Origin of the sequence: Paenarthrobacter sp. CCNWLY172, from assembly GCF_037402035.1 — a bacterium.
GTDB lineage: Bacteria > Actinomycetota > Actinomycetes > Actinomycetales > Micrococcaceae > Arthrobacter.
The window spans coordinates 43974-60482 of the sequence record NZ_JBBEGB010000015.1; the positions used below are offsets into that span (position 1 = coordinate 43974).

At 64.5% G+C, this 16509-nt stretch carries 16 protein-coding genes; 5 read left to right on the top strand and 11 right to left on the bottom strand.

Annotated features, from left to right (window positions below; genetic code table 11):
• Positions 1–354, bottom strand: coding sequence for a hypothetical protein (locus tag WBN73_RS18975; protein WP_089594379.1), 354 nt, complete (start codon positions 352–354; stop codon positions 1–3).
• Positions 355–356: 2 nt separating this feature from the next.
• Positions 357–1286 (bottom strand): tRNA pseudouridine(55) synthase TruB, encoded by a 930-nt coding sequence (gene truB, locus WBN73_RS18980; RefSeq protein ID WP_280627643.1) that lies wholly within the window; start codon positions 1284–1286, stop codon positions 357–359.
• A 34-nt stretch (positions 1287–1320) separates the two neighbouring features.
• Here truB and WBN73_RS18985 point away from each other — a divergent pair, with 34 nt between their 5' ends.
• Complete coding sequence (locus tag WBN73_RS18985; protein WP_207597006.1) at positions 1321–2475, top strand: pyridoxal phosphate-dependent aminotransferase; 1155 nt, start codon at positions 1321–1323, stop codon at positions 2473–2475.
• 46 nt (positions 2476–2521) lie between these two features.
• Here the strand turns inward: WBN73_RS18985 and WBN73_RS18990 are convergent, their stop codons facing one another.
• From WBN73_RS18990 to rimP, 6 genes are all read right to left on the bottom strand, one after another.
• Positions 2522–3004 carry a nucleoside deaminase gene (locus tag WBN73_RS18990; RefSeq protein WP_337341028.1) on the bottom strand — a complete coding sequence of 161 codons (483 nt, stop codon included), beginning with the start codon at positions 3002–3004 and terminating at the stop codon, positions 2522–2524.
• A gap of 85 nt (positions 3005–3089) precedes the next feature.
• Entirely contained in the window at positions 3090–3593 is a 504-nt protein-coding gene (rbfA, locus tag WBN73_RS18995; RefSeq protein ID WP_207597004.1) for a 30S ribosome-binding factor RbfA, read from the bottom strand.
• A gap of 78 nt (positions 3594–3671) precedes the next feature.
• A complete protein-coding gene (gene infB, locus WBN73_RS19000; RefSeq protein WP_337341029.1) occupies positions 3672–6548 on the bottom strand; it encodes a translation initiation factor IF-2 in 2877 nt (958 codons plus the stop codon).
• Positions 6549–6700: 152 nt separating this feature from the next.
• Positions 6701–7042 carry a YlxR family protein gene (locus WBN73_RS19005; protein ID WP_242703569.1) on the bottom strand — a complete coding sequence of 114 codons (342 nt, stop codon included), beginning with the start codon at positions 7040–7042 and terminating at the stop codon, positions 6701–6703.
• A 196-nt stretch (positions 7043–7238) separates the two neighbouring features.
• A complete protein-coding gene (gene nusA / locus WBN73_RS19010) occupies positions 7239–8219 on the bottom strand; it encodes a transcription termination factor NusA (protein ID WP_089594374.1) in 981 nt (326 codons plus the stop codon).
• Positions 8219–8830: a ribosome maturation factor RimP gene (gene rimP, locus WBN73_RS19015; RefSeq protein WP_089594373.1), complete on the bottom strand. Its 612-nt coding sequence runs from the start codon at positions 8828–8830 to the stop codon at positions 8219–8221. Before rimP ends, nusA begins: the two co-directional genes overlap by 1 nt.
• Positions 8831–8935: 105 nt before the next feature.
• Here rimP and WBN73_RS19020 point away from each other — a divergent pair, with 105 nt between their 5' ends.
• Genes WBN73_RS19020 through WBN73_RS19035 form a run of 4 tightly spaced genes read left to right on the top strand, consistent with a single transcriptional unit; the run spans position 8936 to position 12698 of the window.
• Positions 8936–10081, top strand: a complete 1146-nt coding sequence (locus tag WBN73_RS19020) for a ferritin-like domain-containing protein (protein ID WP_337341030.1) — start codon at positions 8936–8938, stop codon at positions 10079–10081.
• Between the two features lie 51 nt (positions 10082–10132).
• Positions 10133–10861 (top strand): VIT1/CCC1 transporter family protein, encoded by a 729-nt coding sequence (locus WBN73_RS19025; protein ID WP_337341031.1) that lies wholly within the window; start codon positions 10133–10135, stop codon positions 10859–10861.
• A gap of 34 nt (positions 10862–10895) precedes the next feature.
• Entirely contained in the window at positions 10896–11918 is a 1023-nt protein-coding gene (locus WBN73_RS19030; RefSeq protein ID WP_337341032.1) for an aminoglycoside phosphotransferase family protein, read from the top strand.
• 3 nt (positions 11919–11921) lie between these two features.
• A complete protein-coding gene (locus WBN73_RS19035) occupies positions 11922–12698 on the top strand; it encodes an aspartate dehydrogenase domain-containing protein (protein WP_337341033.1) in 777 nt (258 codons plus the stop codon).
• A 14-nt stretch (positions 12699–12712) separates the two neighbouring features.
• On the opposite strand, the gene WBN73_RS19040 is transcribed toward WBN73_RS19035, so the two are convergent.
• From WBN73_RS19040 to WBN73_RS19050, 3 genes are all read right to left on the bottom strand, one after another.
• On the bottom strand, positions 12713–13510 hold the full coding sequence (locus WBN73_RS19040) for a sulfite exporter TauE/SafE family protein (RefSeq protein WP_207596998.1): 798 nt from the start codon (positions 13508–13510) through the stop codon (positions 12713–12715).
• Positions 13507–15318 (bottom strand): proline--tRNA ligase, encoded by a 1812-nt coding sequence (locus tag WBN73_RS19045; protein ID WP_337341034.1) that lies wholly within the window; start codon positions 15316–15318, stop codon positions 13507–13509. The genes WBN73_RS19040 and WBN73_RS19045 overlap by 4 nt, the downstream gene beginning before the upstream one ends.
• A 400-nt stretch (positions 15319–15718) precedes the next feature.
• Entirely contained in the window at positions 15719–16450 is a 732-nt protein-coding gene (locus tag WBN73_RS19050; protein ID WP_280627636.1) for a hypothetical protein, read from the bottom strand.
• Between the last annotated feature and the right edge of the window lie 59 nt (positions 16451–16509).

Sequence of the window (16509 nt, forward strand, 5' to 3'; positions counted from 1 at the left end):
TCAGTACCAGATCTGGTTCATGCGGGCACCCATAACGAGCACGGTGACCCCCACTGCGGCCAGGACAAAGTTGCTCCAGCGGGTTCGTTCAAGGATGGCCCAGTAAACAGCACCCAACGGGATCATCAGGGCCGTGACCAGGTACCCCCAGAATTCCCAGGCCTCACCGGCAATCTGCTCACCCATGGCCACCCGAACGATCGAACCCACCAGATACACCAGGAGGACCAGTTCAACGGCGAGCACGGAGAAGATGGTGGGATCGTTCGGGGCTTTCTTCATCAGGCCTGCCACGAGGCACATGATGGTGGACACCAATCCGACGATCAGGATGGCATAAAAATATCCGTCCATGGTTATTGCCCCTGCCCGGTTCCGGACCCAGTTCCCGGAGCGAAGACCAACACCGGCTTCGCAAAGCTGCCGGCGTCCGCCAGCAGTGCTACCAGCTCACCCGACGGCGCGAACGCGGCTGCGGGGTTCTCTGCCGTAGCGGCCGTGGACGTACCTGCCCCGGGGCCGGCAGCAATACGGCGGCCAAAGGAGATCTCCGTGGTTTCTTCTTCGCTGAGCTCCCGGTTGGGCATGAGGGCCCTGGCCGCCAAGGACATCTCCAGCACGTTGAGTTCTTCTGCCAGCTCCTCCAAGGTACGGGCCTGGTCAAGGGTGTACGGACCTACCTGGGTCCTGCGCAGGGCAGTGAGGTGCCCCCCGACGCCCAGCCCGTTGCCGAGGTCGCGGGCCAACGCCCTGATGTACGTGCCGGAAGAACATTCCACGGTGACATCAACGTCAACTACCCTGCCGCCGTCGATCCTAGTTATGGAGTGGACATCAAAGCGGTGAATGGTGACCGGGCGGGCGGCGAGCTTGACTTCCTCGCCGGAGCGGACGCGGGCGTAGGAACGTTCGCCGTTGACTTTGATGGCGCTGACGCTGCTGGGAACCTGCTGGATGGGTCCTGTCAGCGCGGCAACCCCGGCGGCGATGGCGTCATCGGTGACCTCCGCGGCCGTGCGGGATTCTGTGACTTCGCCCTCAGCGTCATCGGTGATGGTGGTTTCGCCCAACCTGATGGTGGCGGTGTAGGTCTTGGAAGTGCCCACGATGTAGGTCAACAGGCGCGTGGCCTTGTTGATGCCGAGTACCAGCACGCCGGTGGCCATGGGATCCAGCGTTCCCGCATGCCCCACTTTCCGGGTACCAGCCAGCCGCCGCATCCGGCCAACCACATCATGGCTGGTCCATCCCTGCGGTTTGTCAACGATTACCAGTCCAGAAAGCACGCTTACCAGTATATGGGTGGCTAGGATGGCTCCCATGCCTGAGCTTGCCACACATGTCCGCGACGTCCCCGTGAACCAGATCCGGGAAATCACCGAAGCCGCCTGGGCAACCCCCGGAGCGATCGTCCTCAGCATCGGCGAGCCGGGCTTTGCACTGCCGCGGCACGTCCTGGACGCCGGCATTGCCTGCCTGGACCGGGATGAGACCAATTACACACCGAACGCCGGGATTCCCGCGCTCCGTGAAGCCTTCGCAGCGCGCTTCCGCGAACAGCAGCACGTGCAGATCGGCGCGGAGCGGGTCTATGTGGTGGACGGCGCGCAGCAGGGCCTGCACTTCGCCATGAGCCTCCTGCTCGCTCCGGGCGACGAGATCCTCATTCCCAACCCCGGGTACCCCACGTTCGCCATGACCAGCCGCCTCCTGCACGCAGTGCCGGTCCAGTACCCGCTGTACCCCAAGAACGACTTCCAGCCCCACATCGAGGACATTGAAGCACTCATCACACCACGGACCAAGGTGCTGATGTTGAACTCCCCCTCCAACCCTTTGGGCGCGGTCATCAGTGAAGACGCCACGCGCCATCTCGTGGAGCTGGCAGTGCGGCATGACCTCTGGATCATTTCGGACGAGTGCTATGAGGCCTTCACGTTCGATGTGCCACATGTCAGCCCGGCCCGCTACGACAGCGACGTTCCCGGTGAAGCCCGCGTTTTCACCTCCCTGACGCTGTCCAAGACCTACGGCCTCACAGGCCTGCGCATCGGTGCCTTGATCTGCCCTCCAGGACTGGAGCAGAAGATGAACAACGTCATGGAATCGATCGTGTCCTGCGTCGCATCACCTTCCCAGTACGCCGCCTTGGCCGCACTCACGGGGCCGCAGGACTATGTTTCCCACGCCCGCGACCACTACCGGAGCAACCGGGATGCGGCCTCAGCGGTGTTGTCGGGGAAGGGAATTCCGTATTTGGGAGCACAGGGGGCGTTCTATTTGTGGGCCGACGTCTCCCATGTCACCAACGGGGATGTCCGCACCTGGGTGCGAAAGTTCCTCGCTGATGCCGGTGTGTCCTTCGCGCCGGGAACGGCATTCGGCTCAATCGGTGAAGGATGGATCAGGATTGCCCTCTGTGGTGGGCAGCAGGACCTGCTCGACGGCGTCAGCCGGCTCCCAGCCAAGGTCTAGTTGCCGGGGACTCCAGGATGCGGGCGCCTCCGCAGGCCGTCCGGCCTCAGTAGGCGGTCCGGCGGGAGTGGTTGAGCCAGGCCTCGAAGGGGTCACCTGACGCGGGCAATGCAGCGTGCTCTACCGGCAGCAGCCCAGGCCTGGCACCGGCGAAATATTCGTAGAACACGGCGTCATCAATCCCAGCCCGGGCGGCACCATGCCTGTCCGCCGCGAAGTAGACATGCCCGATCCTGGCCCAGAGCGCGGCCGATAAACACAAGGGGCACGGCTCACAACTGGCGTAGAGAACCGATCCCGTGAGGTCGAACCGTTGCGCCGCGGAAGCGGCCCGGCGGATCGCCACGACTTCTGCATGGGCTGTGGGGTCATGGTCGCGGGTGACCCTGTTGACACCTTCATGGACAGTCCCGTCCGGGGTGACCACAACGGCGCCGAAAGGACCGCCGCCGTCGGAAACGTTCTGCACCGCCAGGTGGATGGCACGGTTCAGATATTCATCACGTTGCTGAGCAGTGTGCGCCGACATGCTCTGATCCTAACGAGTCTGAGTACAGCCAATGCCCCTAAAACGCTGTCTTAGGGGCATTGGGTGTACAAAAACGCTGAGGCTCTTAGCGGTTGGCGTCTTCGTCGAGTTCTTGATCTCCGGAGAGATCAGTGTCCTCTTCGTCGAAGTCGTCCTCGTCGATGTCCTCAGGGGCATCGCCCTTGTAGGGGTCGGCCTCGCCGGCGTGCTTGGCACTGGCAGCCAAAGCGGCTACCTCGGCATCGCGACGCTTGGCTTCGCGCAGCAACTCCTCAAGGTTCGAGGCGTTGACGGGGATTTGGTCCGCAACAAACTCGAGCGTCGGGGTAAGCCGGACGGTGATGTTGCGGCCAACTTCCTGCCGAAGCACACCCTTGGCCTTCTCCAAGGCGCGGGCAGCATCTGCGTGGGCTACCTCGTCACCGAAGACGGTGTAGTAGATGGTGGCGTGCTGAAGGTCGTTGGTGACGCGGGCGTCGGTGACCGTGATGGACTCGACACGCGGATCTTTGACCCGACGACCGAGGGCCTCAGCGACGACGACCTTAATCCGCTGTGCCAGCTTGGCAGCGCGTGCGGGATCAGCCATGACTTCCTCCTGGAAAGTTAGAAACGGGGACGGAACGGGTCCGCCGGGGCTACCCGACGGACCCGTTCCAAACGGAACCTAGACGCGCGGCTTTTCGCGCATTTCGAAGGTCTCGATGATGTCGCCTTCAGTGATGTCGTTGAAGGAGCCAAGACCGATACCACACTCGAAGTCGGTACGGACTTCGGTGGCGTCATCCTTGAAGCGCTTGAGCGTCTCAACGGTGAGGTTGTCACCGATGACCTTGCCGTCGCGGCTGACACGTGCCTTGCTGTTACGGCGGATGATGCCCGTGCGGACGATCGAGCCTGCGATGTTGCCGAACTTGGAGGAACGGAAGACTTCGCGGACCTCGGCAGTGCCGAGCTGGACTTCTTCGTACTCCGGCTTGAGCATGCCCTTGAGAGCCATCTCAATGTCATCGATTGCTGCGTAGATGACCGAGTAGAAGCGCATGTCCACGCCTTCACGGTCAGCAAGTTCAGCAACGCGCTCGGCCGGCTTGACGTTGAAGCCGATGATGATGGCGTTGTCCACCGTAGCGAGGTTGACGTCGTTCTGCGTGATGGCACCCACACCGCGGTGAATGACACGCAGCTGAACGTCGTCATCTCCGACGTCGATCTTGAGCAAGGCGTCTTCGAGGGCTTCCACGGCACCGGAAACGTCACCCTTGAGGATGAGGTTGAGGGTGTCGATCTTGCCTTCTGCAACGGCCTGGTCGAAGTCCTCCAGGCTGATGCGCTTGCGACGCTTGGCCAGTGCGGCGTTGCGGTCGGCAGCTTCACGCTTCTCAGCGATCTGGCGGGCCGTACGCTCGTCAGGGGTCACCAGGAAGGTGTCACCTGCACGCGGCACGTTGGACAGGCCGAGGACCTGCACCGGACGGGACGGCAGTGCGACATCGAGTGCCTCGCCGTTCTCGTCGAACATGGCACGGACGCGGCCGTGAGCCGTACCGGCCACGATCGTGTCGCCCACGGCCAAGGTTCCGGACTGGACCAGGACGGTAGCAACAGCACCGCGGCCCTTGTCCAGGTTCGCTTCGATGGCAATGCCTCGAGCGTCCTTGTCCGGGTTGGCGCGCAGATCCAGTGCCGCATCGGCCGTGAGCAGGACGGCGTCGATCAGTTCGTCAATATTGAGGTTCTGGCGTGCAGAGACCTCAACGAACATGGTGTCGCCACCGTACTCTTCCGGAACCAAGCCGTACTCGGTCAGCTGGCCCTTGACCTTGTCAGGGTTGGCGCCTTCCTTGTCGATCTTGTTCACCGCGACGACGATCGGCACATTGGCTGCCTGGGCGTGGTTGAGCGCTTCCACCGTCTGCGGCATCACGCCGTCGTCGGCTGCGACAACCAGGATGGCGATATCGGTGACCTTGGCACCACGTGCACGCATGGCCGTGAAGGCCTCGTGACCGGGGGTGTCAATGAAGGTGATGTCGCGGGCAGTGCCCTCGTGGACGTGGCTGATCTGGTAGGCACCGATGTGCTGGGTGATGCCACCGTGCTCGCCGGCCACAACGTTCGAGTTGCGGATGGCATCCAACAGGCGGGTCTTACCGTGGTCAACGTGACCCATGACGGTGACAACCGGGGCGCGGGCCTCGAGAACGTCGTCGCCTTCGGCGTCGAGTTCATCCTGGATGTTGATGTCGAACTGATCCAGCAGCTCGCGCTCTTCATCCTCGGGGGAAACAACCTGGAGCTTGTAGCCAAGTTCGGCGCCAAGCAGGCCAAAGGTGTCTTCGTCGAGGGACTGCGTAGCCGTTGCCATTTCACCGAGGTGGAACAGCACGGTCACCAGCGATGCGGGGTTCGCATCAATCTTCTCGGCAAAGTCCGTGATGGACGAGCCACGACGAAGCCGGATGATGGTTTCGCCATCACCGCGGGGTACCGATACGCCGCCCAGCGACGGAGCACTCATCTGCTCCAGTTCCTGGCGCTTTGCACGCTTCGACTTACGCTGCTTGCCACGACCGGCGCCACCCTTGCCGAAGGCACCCTGGGTGCCACCGCGGCCGCGGCCACCCTTGCCGAAGCCACCGCCGGCGGGAGCGCCGCCACCGGTACCTGCACCGGGCGCGCCACCGGGACGACCGGGGCCGCCACCGGGACGGCCTGCGCCACCCGGACGGCCTGCGCCACCGGGAGCCGGACGCTCAGTGCGGTTGGGCATCATGCCCGGAGTAGGACGGTTTCCGGCACCGGGACCGCCAGCGGGACGCGGAGCGCCCGGACGGGGTGCACCCGGACGCGGAGCGCCCGGACGGGGACCACCGGTGCCTGCTGCAGGACGGGGACCGCCTGCGCCGGCAGCGGGACGGGGACCACCGGGGCGTTCGCCATCGTTGCGGCGTTCGCCCCGGGGCATGCCCTGGGACGGTGCAAACGGGTTGTTACCCGGACGGGGCGGACGATCTCCGTCGCCACCACGGCCCCGGGGCATGCCCTGGGAGGTAGCAAACGGGTTGTTGCCCGGACGGGGACCGCCGGGACGGGGAGCCTGGCCACCTTGACGTGCCGGAGCCGGCGTCTCTGCCTTGGGAGCAGGACGGGCGCCGGGCTTGGCCGACACCGGGGTGGACGCGGCAGGAGCCGCGGGTGCTGCCGGAGCCGAAGCCGCGGGAGCTACCGGTGCTGCAGGAGCCGAAGCTGCCGGAGCGGGGGCTGCAGGTGCCGGGGCCGGAGCCTTCGGTGCTGCGGGGCCCGGAGCCGGTGCTGCCGGACGGGATGCTGCGGGACGGGTTGCCGCGGGAGCGGCAGCGGGAGCGGCGGCCTTGGCAGCGCCGGCACCCGGGTAGGCGTCGCGAAGTTTCTTCACGACGGGGGCCTCGATGGTTGACGAGGCGGAGCGAACGAATTCGCCCAATTCCTGCAGTTTGGTTACTGCATCTTTGGAAGTAATACCGAGCTCTTTGGCGAGCTCATGTACGCGGACCTTGGCCACATTTCTCCTGTCTCGGTCCGCACCGAGCCAGGCACGAACCGTCTACTTCTTACTGCGGGCCTTCGCCGCTTGCGCGAATGAAAGGCCCATTGCAGAGCGCAACAAAGTTGTCATCGTTACGCACTCATCGCTGGGAACTCATCGGGTTTCCATCAGTTTTCTGACCCGCTTTCAGGTTTGGACGGTTTTCCTGTGGTGGCCTGGGCCTCCACAAGTGGCGTGCCCTGCATCAGGTAACGTTCGACGGCGTCCGTTTCGGCAGCGCCCGCAAGGGCCCTTCCGAAAGCGCGCCGCTTGATCGCCAATGCCAAGCACTTTTCGCTGGGGTGCAGCCACGCACCCCTGCCGGCCATCCGGCGTCGGACATCCACCAGGACGGCGGACGAACCGCTGCCTTGGGCGACCAGCCGGACAAGCTCGGACCGGGAGCCTTGCTTCCGGCATCCGATGCACGTGCGAACAGGCCCCTGGCCGTGTTCAGGCAGTTCAGCCACGACGTGTCCAACCTGCCTTACGTTACTGGCGCCCGACGGGCCCCGGTCCTGCACACGCAGCTGAGGCACGCCAAAGCGCGCGGATACCGGACGTAAGCCCGGTTCCATCTAGTCTAGCCCCCCGGCCCCGCACTACCGAAACCAGGGACGCCCAAGCGCGGCGCGGAACCGGCGGCATCAGCCGCCGGTTGAACCGCTAGTCGACCTTTGCCGGAGCGGCGTCGGAGACGATATCGATCCGCCAGCCAGTCAGCTTTGCGGCGAGCCGGGCGTTCTGGCCTTCCTTGCCGATGGCCAGCGAAAGCTGGTAATCGGGAACCACCACTCGGGCCGAGCGGGTTGACTCGTCCGTGATTGTGACGGAATTCACCCTGGAGGGCGACAAGGAGTTGGCAATGAAGGTTGCCGGGTCATCACTGAAGTCGACGATGTCGATCTTTTCGTCGTTCAGTTCAGTCATGACTGCCCGGACACGCGAACCCATTTCACCGATGCAGGCACCCTTGGCGTTGATGCCGGGAGTGTTGGCCTTGACGGCGATCTTGGTGCGGTGGCCTGCTTCGCGGGCAAGCGCCACGATCTCCACGGAGTGGTCGGCGATTTCCGGAACTTCCATTTCGAACAGCTTGCGGACCAGTCCGGGGTGCGAACGGGACAGCGTGATGGAAGGACCTTTGGCGCCACGGTGGACATCGACCACGAAAGCGCGCAGTCGGCTTCCGTGGAGGTACTTCTCACCGGGAACCTGCTCGGGCGGCGGCAGCAGTGCCTCAACGGCTCCCAGGTTGACCTGGATCATGTGCGGGTTGTTGCCCTGCTGGATCATGCCGGCAACGAGTTCGCCTTCACGGCCCTTGAACTCACCCAGCACGTTGTCATCCTCCACGTCGCGGAGACGCTGGAGGATGATCTGGCGGGCCGTGCTGGCTGCGATGCGGCCAAAGCCGGCCGGGGTGTCCTCAAACTCGCCGATGGGCTCGCCGTCGTCGTCAATCTCGGTGGCCCAGATGGTCACGTGGCCGCTCTTGCGGTCCAATTCCGCGCGGGCCTTCTCGAAGGCGCCGGGCGTCTTGTGGTACGCCACCAACAGGGCTTGCTCGATGGTGGGAATCAGGAGATCCAGCGGGATTTCACGCTCACGCTCCAGGAGTCTCAGTGCGCTCATGTCAATATCCATTAGGCCTCCTCAGAAGGTCCGTTGTGCTCGTCTGCCAGCGCAGCCTCGTGGAGGTGGCTGAATTCAATCTCGACTTTTCCTTGGCGGATCCTGTCGAAAGGAATAGTGATGGGGTCGCCTTGCTTGGGCTTCATGCCCTTCTTGACCTCGTGTTCGGGGATCAACGTCACGCCGTCATCCTCCACCGAGGCGATGCGGCCCAGGAGATTGTCCCCCTGGATCACGTTGACCCGGACCATGCGGCCCCGGGCCCGGTGCCAGTGGCGCGGTTCGGTCAAGGGGCGGCTGACGCCCGGCGAAGAAACCTCAAGGTCATACGGACGTCCGTCGTCATGGGGATCGTTGTCCAGGATATCGGACAGCCCGCGTGAGACATCCGCAATGGCGTCAAGGCTGACACCGCCGGTCTCCTCCTGCGGCAGGTCCACGACGACGTGGACCGTGCGGTGTGAACCGGCAACGTGGATGGAAACATCCTCGAGGTAGAGCCTGCTGGCAAGGACAGCCGGTTCAAGCAGCGCCTTAAGCCTGCTCTCTTCCGGGTTGTGGATGGTGGCCGTTGAGTTGGATTCAGAACGGTGTGTTGAAGTCGTGGCTTCCGAGTCACTCACGTTGCCCGCCGCCTCCCGATAGATGTTGTTGTGACTACTAGCCTAACGATTTTCCCGGGAACATGGTGCACGGACTTTGCCACGCACGTGACACCATGGTCTGTTGTGAGCGGGCAGACAAGCGAAAAACAACGAACACCACCCTGGGGCCGCGCCCTGCTGGTTACCGTGGTGGCATTGCTCGTCGCAGGGACCGGAATAGTGCTTATTCCGCGTGATTCCGGCACTCCCCCGCCCGTCCCCTTCTCCGAAGCCGCCCGTGCGGGTGCGCTGGAGGACACTCTGCAACTTCGCGAATCGGCCGCCACCCTGTCTTCGTCCGCCGGCCAGGGTGCTGACCAGACCGCACTCAAGGACGCTGTGACTTTGCTGACAACGCAGGCTCGCGCCCTCCTGGTTCCATCCGAAGCAACTCCCTCCGCCACCGCGACCACTGCCGGCAGAGCAGACGGCACCACGCGTTCCGCCTTTGTTGCCGCTTTGTCCGCAAGCGGAACCCAGCGCCTGGCAGACGCCTACGAGGCCGACGGCGGCATCGCCCGGCTCCTCGCCGCCGTGGGATCCGCCCAAGTGCTGGGGGCCGAAAAGCTGGCTGGTGCGTGGCAGTTGCCGATCCCGAAGGATGCCGCGGCATCCAAGACCCCAATAGCTGCCGCCACGCCGCCGACGGCACCGTGCCCTTCGGTCAGCCCCACGCCCGAGCCAACGTCCGCCACCACCGACGCATCCTTGGCAGCTACGGTCCGCATACATCAGGAAGCGGTCTACGCGTACCAGGTGGCGCTCAAACGGCTGGACACTGCTTCCGCCGGCACCGCGGCCAAGGGCCTTGCAGCCCACGAACTGCTGCTCCAGCAGGTGGAGGCGCTGACCCGGGCCAACTGCGGGGACGTACCTGCCAGCGAAGCCGGATACCGTCTTCCGGAACAGTTCGCGCAGGACCCCGCCGCTGCCCTGGCTGCGATGGAATCGTCGGCTCTTCCGGTAATGGGGGACTTGGTTGCCCTGTCCACGGGTGGGACGCGGGCATGGGCGGTGGACGGCCTCCTTGCTGCTGCCCGCAGGAGCCTGGCGTGGGGTGCGGACGTGCCTGCCCTGCCAGGTCTGACGCTCGACGCCGGGGAGTTGCCGCCGCTGCCGACGCCCGGTTCAGCGGGCGATTCAGCGACGGGTCCAGCGTCCGGCTCCGCCTCCACCACACCATCCACCGGGTCCACCATGAAGGGGTCCGCGCCTCCTCCCGCCGGATAGGCCAGCCTAGCCATGCTGGTCAAGACCCTCCCCCGGTGCTTGGCTTGGATCATGGCTTCCCCAGACACTGCCACCGTGCACGAGAACGAACCCCACCGGGATGACTTGGCCCACCGGTTGAACTGGTTGCGGGCCGGGGTCCTGGGCGCCAATGACGGGATTGTGTCCGTTGCTGCGATCGTGGTGGGCGTGGCAGGTGCCACCACCAGCACCGGCAGCATCCTTGCCGCCGGTACCGCGGGCCTGGTGGGTGGCGCCATTTCCATGGCCTTGGGTGAATACGTCTCCGTCAGCAGCCAGAGCGACACCCAGAAGGCGCTGATCGAGAAGGAACGCCTCGAACTGGCCCAGCAACCCGAGGACGAACTCAACGAGCTGGCGGCCATCTACGAGTCCAAGGGACTCAGTGCCAGGACTGCCCGGGCGGTTGCCGAGGAGCTCACGGAGCACGATGCCCTGGCCGCCCATCTCTCTGCGGAGCTGAACATCCACGAGGACGACATTGTGAGCCCGTGGAATGCGGCGGTCGCCTCCGCTGTGGCGTTCACTTTCGGGGCCATACTGCCCATGCTGGCCATCCTCCTGCCTCCCCCGGAGCTCCGGGTACCGCTGACCTTCGTGGCGGTCCTGCTTGCCTTGGCGATCACCGGAGCTGTTGGCGCCTGGATCGGTGGCGCTTCCCGGTTCCGTGCGGCCTTCCGGGTGGTGCTGGGCGGCGCGTTGGCCCTGGCTGCCACGTTCTCCCTGGGAACGCTCTTGGGTGCCAGCGGCGTTTTCTAGGGGCTCCGGCTTCCCTCAGAGTTAGGCTGAACGCGTGACCCTTCACGCGATGATTCCCATTCCGGGCGACCTCCACGCCCGGTACAACCGCGACTCCGCGGGACGCGACTGGCTGGCCAGCCTTCCGGGACTTATCTCCGACGCCCTGGACCGGTGGCAGCTCTCAGTTGACCTGGCACCCGGCACCGAACCATGGAACGGCCATGGAGCGCTGGTGGTGCCGGTCCTCCAGAACGGCGCCCCGTCCGCGCTGAAGATCGCCTACCCGCACGACGAAGCCCAGGTGGAGCGCCACGCCCTGGCACTGTGGGATGGTCAGGGCTCGGTCCGCCTGCTGGCAGCGGATGCTCCCAGTTGCACCATGCTCCTTGAACGGCTGGAGGCCTCCCGCTGGCTCCAGGACGCCCCCATGGATCACGCGAGGGACGCCTGGGGCGCCGTCCTGCGCCGGCTCTCCATCCAACCTGACGAGCGCCTGGAGTGGCGGGCCTTGGAGCACATTGCCGCAACTGCCGAGCGATGGAGCGATGAGCTGCCGGCGGAGTGGGAACGCCTGGACCGGCCATTTCCCAGGTGGCTGCTGGAAGCGGCGCTGGAAGTATGCCAGACGCGTGGCGCCGTGGGACGCCGCTCGGGGACGGATGTCCTGGTTCACACGGACCTCCACTTCATGAACATCCTTGCTGTCCCCAGTGGCAACCGGCAGCTCCGTGGCGACTACCTGGCCATCGATCCGCAACCACAGATTGGTGAGGCCGAGTTCGCTGTGGCGCCGGTTTTGTGGAACCGGATCCATGACCTCTCCCGAACGGCCCCGGAGGCTGCGTTGCGGGAGCGTTGCCACGATTTCAGCGTCGCCGCGGGGCTCGATCCCGAGGCTGCCCGGCAATGGAGCATTGCCCGCGAGGTGGACAATGCTCTGTGGTACGCGGGGACTCCCGGTCACGGCGGAGACTTAGCGCGTTCTTTGTGGGTTGCCAGCACTCTTGCGGGCCGGACACTTGATGGCCTTCCACGGGTCCATGAGATCCCCGATCCCGGCGCTACGGCGCACTAGGCGATGACACTCACCGTAGCCCTGATCGGGTCCGGGGCCATCGGCTCGAGGATCGTGGAACTGCTCGACGCCGGGACAGTCCCTGGCGCCAGGCTCGCCGGAGTTGTGCCGCACGGCAAGGCCGGGGCAGGGTTCAGCTTCGACGACGCCTTGGAAGTGGCGGATGTCGTGGTGGAGTGCGCCGGCGTCGCCGCCGTCGCGGAATTCGGCCCCCGTACCGTAGCGGCAGGCACGGACCTGCTGGTCACCTCGATAGGCGCCTTGTGCGACCAGTCCCTGCGGACGAAACTGCTCGACGACGGTCCAGGCCGGACGTTCCTCACCACCGGCGCCTTGGGCGGACTGGACGCGATCACAGCCGCCTCCGCCGGCGGCACCATTCACCGCATCACCCTGGAGTCGCGAAAACTGCCCGCCGCCCTGGTCCAGCCCTGGATGGACGGGGAAACCAAAGAACGGCTGCTCGCCGCGACCCGGCCCGTGGAGCTTCTGCGGGGCGGCCCTGCGGACTTGATCAAGGCCTTCCCTAAATCCACCAACGTGGTGTCCGCGCTTGCCTTGGCCGCTGGCAACTGGGACGTGGTGGAGGCTGTGCTCATCGCAGATCCGGGCGCCGGCCAGACAGCCCACCACGTGGTGGCGGAGACCAGCCTGGGTACGTTCGATATCTGCGTCACCAATGAGGCATCCCCCGGTAACCCAGCCTCCAGCGCGTTGGTGCCTCACGCCGTCGTCCGCGGTCTGAAATCGCTGGCCAATGCCAGCGGCAGTTTCATCTGACGCCTGCGTGGGAATCAGGCCGCGAAGTTCTCATTCCAGACATCGACGCCGAGCTTGATGATCAACGCCGCAACTACGATCAGGAAGACAACGCGTACAAAACTGCTCCCCTTGGCTACGGCGGTGCGTGCACCAAGATAGCCGCCGGCCATATTGGCCAGGCCCAGGACCAGCCCTACGCCCCACAGCAGGGAGCCGTGGGGAAGGAAAAAGATCAGGGCGCCGGCGTTGGTGGCCATATTGACGATCTTCGCCTTGGCGCTGGCTTCCAGGAACGCGTAACCCATGGCCGAAACCAGGGCGATCACCAGGAAAGAGCCGGTGCCAGGGCCGATCAGACCGTCATAGAAGCCAATGACGGCGCCTATGAGGCATGCCACCACGTAGTGCTTGTGGCCGTCGTGGCGGAGGGCAGTCAACTCTCCGGCGCGGGGGCGCAAGGCAGTGAAAATGGCGACGGCGATCAATGCCACCACGATGATCGGCTTGAACACACTGGCAGGCAGCGAAGCGGCCAGGATGGCCCCACCGAAGCTCCCCGCCAACGCGATGACCGCCATGGGCACGGCTGTTTTGAGATCGGGTCCCACGCGCCGGTAATACGTCACGGCGCTGGTGGTGGTGCCGAAAATGGACCCCATCTTGTTGGTGGCCAAGGCCTGCACCGGCGTGATGCCGGGAACCAGCAGCAGGGCGGGAAGCTGGATCAGTCCCCCGCCCCCTACAACCGCGTCCACCCAACCGGCGGCGAATCCAGCCACCACAATCAGGATGAGAGTGGTGAGCTGGATTGATTCGAAGCCGGAAATCACCGGTTTCGTACGGAGTTGACCACGTAGTCCACGGCCTTGTCCACCGCAACGTTCTCGGCTTCGCCGCTGCGGCGATCCTTGACTTCCACCACACCGTCCACAAGTCCCCGGCCAACGGCCAGGATGGTGGGCACGCCAACCAGCTCGGCATCGCCGAACTTTACACCGGGAGAAACCTTCGGACGGTCGTCGAAAATAACGTCCAGGCCGGCAGCTTCAAGCTCAGCGGAGAGCTTTTCAGCAGCCTCGAAGATTTCATCGCCACGGCCTACGGCCACCACATGGACATCTGCCGGAGCCACTGAGCGCGGCCAGACGAGGCCGCGGTCGTCATGGTTTGCTTCAGCCAAGGCGGCCACTGCGCGCGTAACACCAACGCCGTAGGAGCCCATGGTGACAACCTGCTGCTTGCCGTTCTGGTCCAGCACCTTCAAGTCCAAGGCCGCGGCATACTTGCGGCCGAGCTGGAAGATGTGGCCCATTTCGATGCCGCGGGCGGTCTCCAGCGGACCGGATCCATCCGGGGCGGGGTCGCCTGCACGCACTTCGGTGCTTTCAATGACGCCATCCCACGTGAAGTCGCGGCCGGCGACCAGCCCAAAGACATGCTTGCCCTCGGCGTTGGCGCCTGTAACCCAGCTGGTACCGGAGACGACACGGGGATCCACCAGGAACAGCACTTTGGACGAGCCCTCAAGGCCCAGCAGAGGCTGGTCCAGGGACAGGCCGGGGCCGATGTAGCCCTTAACCAGCCACGGCAGCTTCTTGAGGTCCTCTTCGTTGGCAGCCTCGAGGCCGATCTCGCCGGCAATCGGCAGGTGTGAGCCGATGTTGGCTTCCACGCGCTTGAGGTCCACTCCGCGGTCGCCGGGGACACCGATCACCACGATCTGGCGCTCACCCGTTGGCAGGGTCACGGCAAGGACAACGTTCTTGAGCGTGTCAGCGGCAGTCCAGGCGCCGCCGTCAGCCTCGCTGCGCGGAGCCAACTGGTTGGCTGCGGCCACCAAGGTATCAATGGTGGGAGTGTTCGGGGTGTCCAGGACCTGGGCGGCCGGTGCTTTGGTGAAATCGATCTCCTCCGGGACAACGGTGGTCACGGCCTCGACGTTGGCGTAGTAGCCACCCGCCGAGCGCACGAACGTGTCCTCGCCGATCTCGGTGGGGAAAAGGAATTCCTCGCTCTTGGAGCCACCCATGGCACCGGCGGTGGCAGCAACGGGGATGACTTCGAGGCCGAGGCGCTCAAAGATTTTCAGGTAGGCGGCGCGGTGGGCGGCGTAGCTGGCATCCAAACCGGCGTCGTCAATGTCGAAGGAGTACGAGTCCTTCATGATGAACTCACGGCCACGGAGGAGGCCGGCCCGGGGGCGTGCTTCATCGCGGTACTTGTTCTGGATCTGGTAGAGGCTCAGCGGCAGGTCCTTGTACGAGGAGTACAGGTCCTTCACCAGGAGCGTGAACATTTCCTCGTGCGTGGGGGCAAGAAGATAGTCCGCGCCCTTACGGTCCTGGAGGCGGAACAGGCCTTCGCCGTATTCGGTCCAGCGGTTGGTGGCCTCGTAGGGCTCGCGGGGCAGCAGCGCCGGGAAGTGGACTTCCTGGGCGCCGATGGCCGACATTTCCTGACGGATGATCTCTTCTACCTTGCGCAGGACACTCAGTCCCAGCGGCAGCCACGTATAGATGCCGGGTGCTGCGCGGCGGATGTAGCCGGCGCGGACCAGGAGCTTGTGGCTGGCGACCTCAGCGTCAACGGGATCTTCACGCAGGGTGCGCAGGAATAACTGGGAAAGGCGAAGGACCACGGGTACGTATCCGTTTCTATGGCAGGTGTGGCAAAAACAACTGTCTACTAATCTACCGGGTGCCCACACACAGAAGAGCCACGCCGTCGCGTGTGGAAGCCCCTGGCCCCAATGGGCTGGTCATCCTGCGATGGCGTGGCTCAGCGGCCGGCCGGCCGCAGACTCTGTCCTGGGACTAGATCGCCGTTCCCTCCAGCGGAACGGGATCATCTGCGGCTGGGAAGCATGGGTCACTGCCGAGCTCACGGATGGTGTGGACGCCAGCGACGCCGGTCAAGGTCTTGATCATGAGTCCCCCCGATACCACCCGCACCCCAACGACACGGCTTGGGAAGAACCTATGTGATCGCGGACACATTTTCAAGCGTGGGTGGCATGCCGCGCGGCTGCAGCGCCGACGCTACTTAATGAGTGCTGCGGCCTGGTCCATGAGTGCCCCGGCAGCTGCTGCGCCGCCGCTTTCGGCGTTCTTTCCCGAGGCTGTGGCGGAGATGAGGACGCCGTCCTTAATGGCAGCGGCCATCAAGGTTGACTGGGTCTGGCCGTCAGGGAGGGTCATGGTGGTCTTGATGCCCAGGGTTCCGGGTACTGAACCGATGCCGTCGAACTTTTCCGTCTTCATGGTCATGGTGGTGCCGGACATGGACATTGTCATGTTCGCGCACGTGGTGATCTGGTCTTCGTTGCTCTTGACGTTGTTCTCCAGCACGTCCTTGGAGACACCTGATGCCAGGGTCACACTGGAAATGACGCCGGAAGCAGGGTCAATTTTTGCACCGCTGGCGCCGGTGGCGCCATCGATCGGCTGCGAAGCGCCGGCCATGGCCAGGTCCTTGCACTCGGCCGGCTCAATGTTCATGGAGCCCAGGAGATCCTTGAGTGGATCCTGCTGGCCAGCGAGGTCGTCGACGGAAGAAACCATCAGTTCCGTTCCATCGGCTGCCTTGATCTGCTTCACCAGGTCCGTGAGTTCCTGGGTGGTGTACTGCTTTGCCTGGGCGGGCGCAGGGGCCGGGGTCTCACTGGCCGGAGCTGATGCAGCATCCGTAGAGGTACCGGCGCCGCCACACGCGGTGAGTCCCATGACCAACAGTCCTGACGCGGCAAAACCGCGCAGCGCATTCTTCTTCATTTGTTCCCCAAGAAAGTTCGAGTGATGGCTGGCGTGCGCCAACCGGGACAAGACTACAA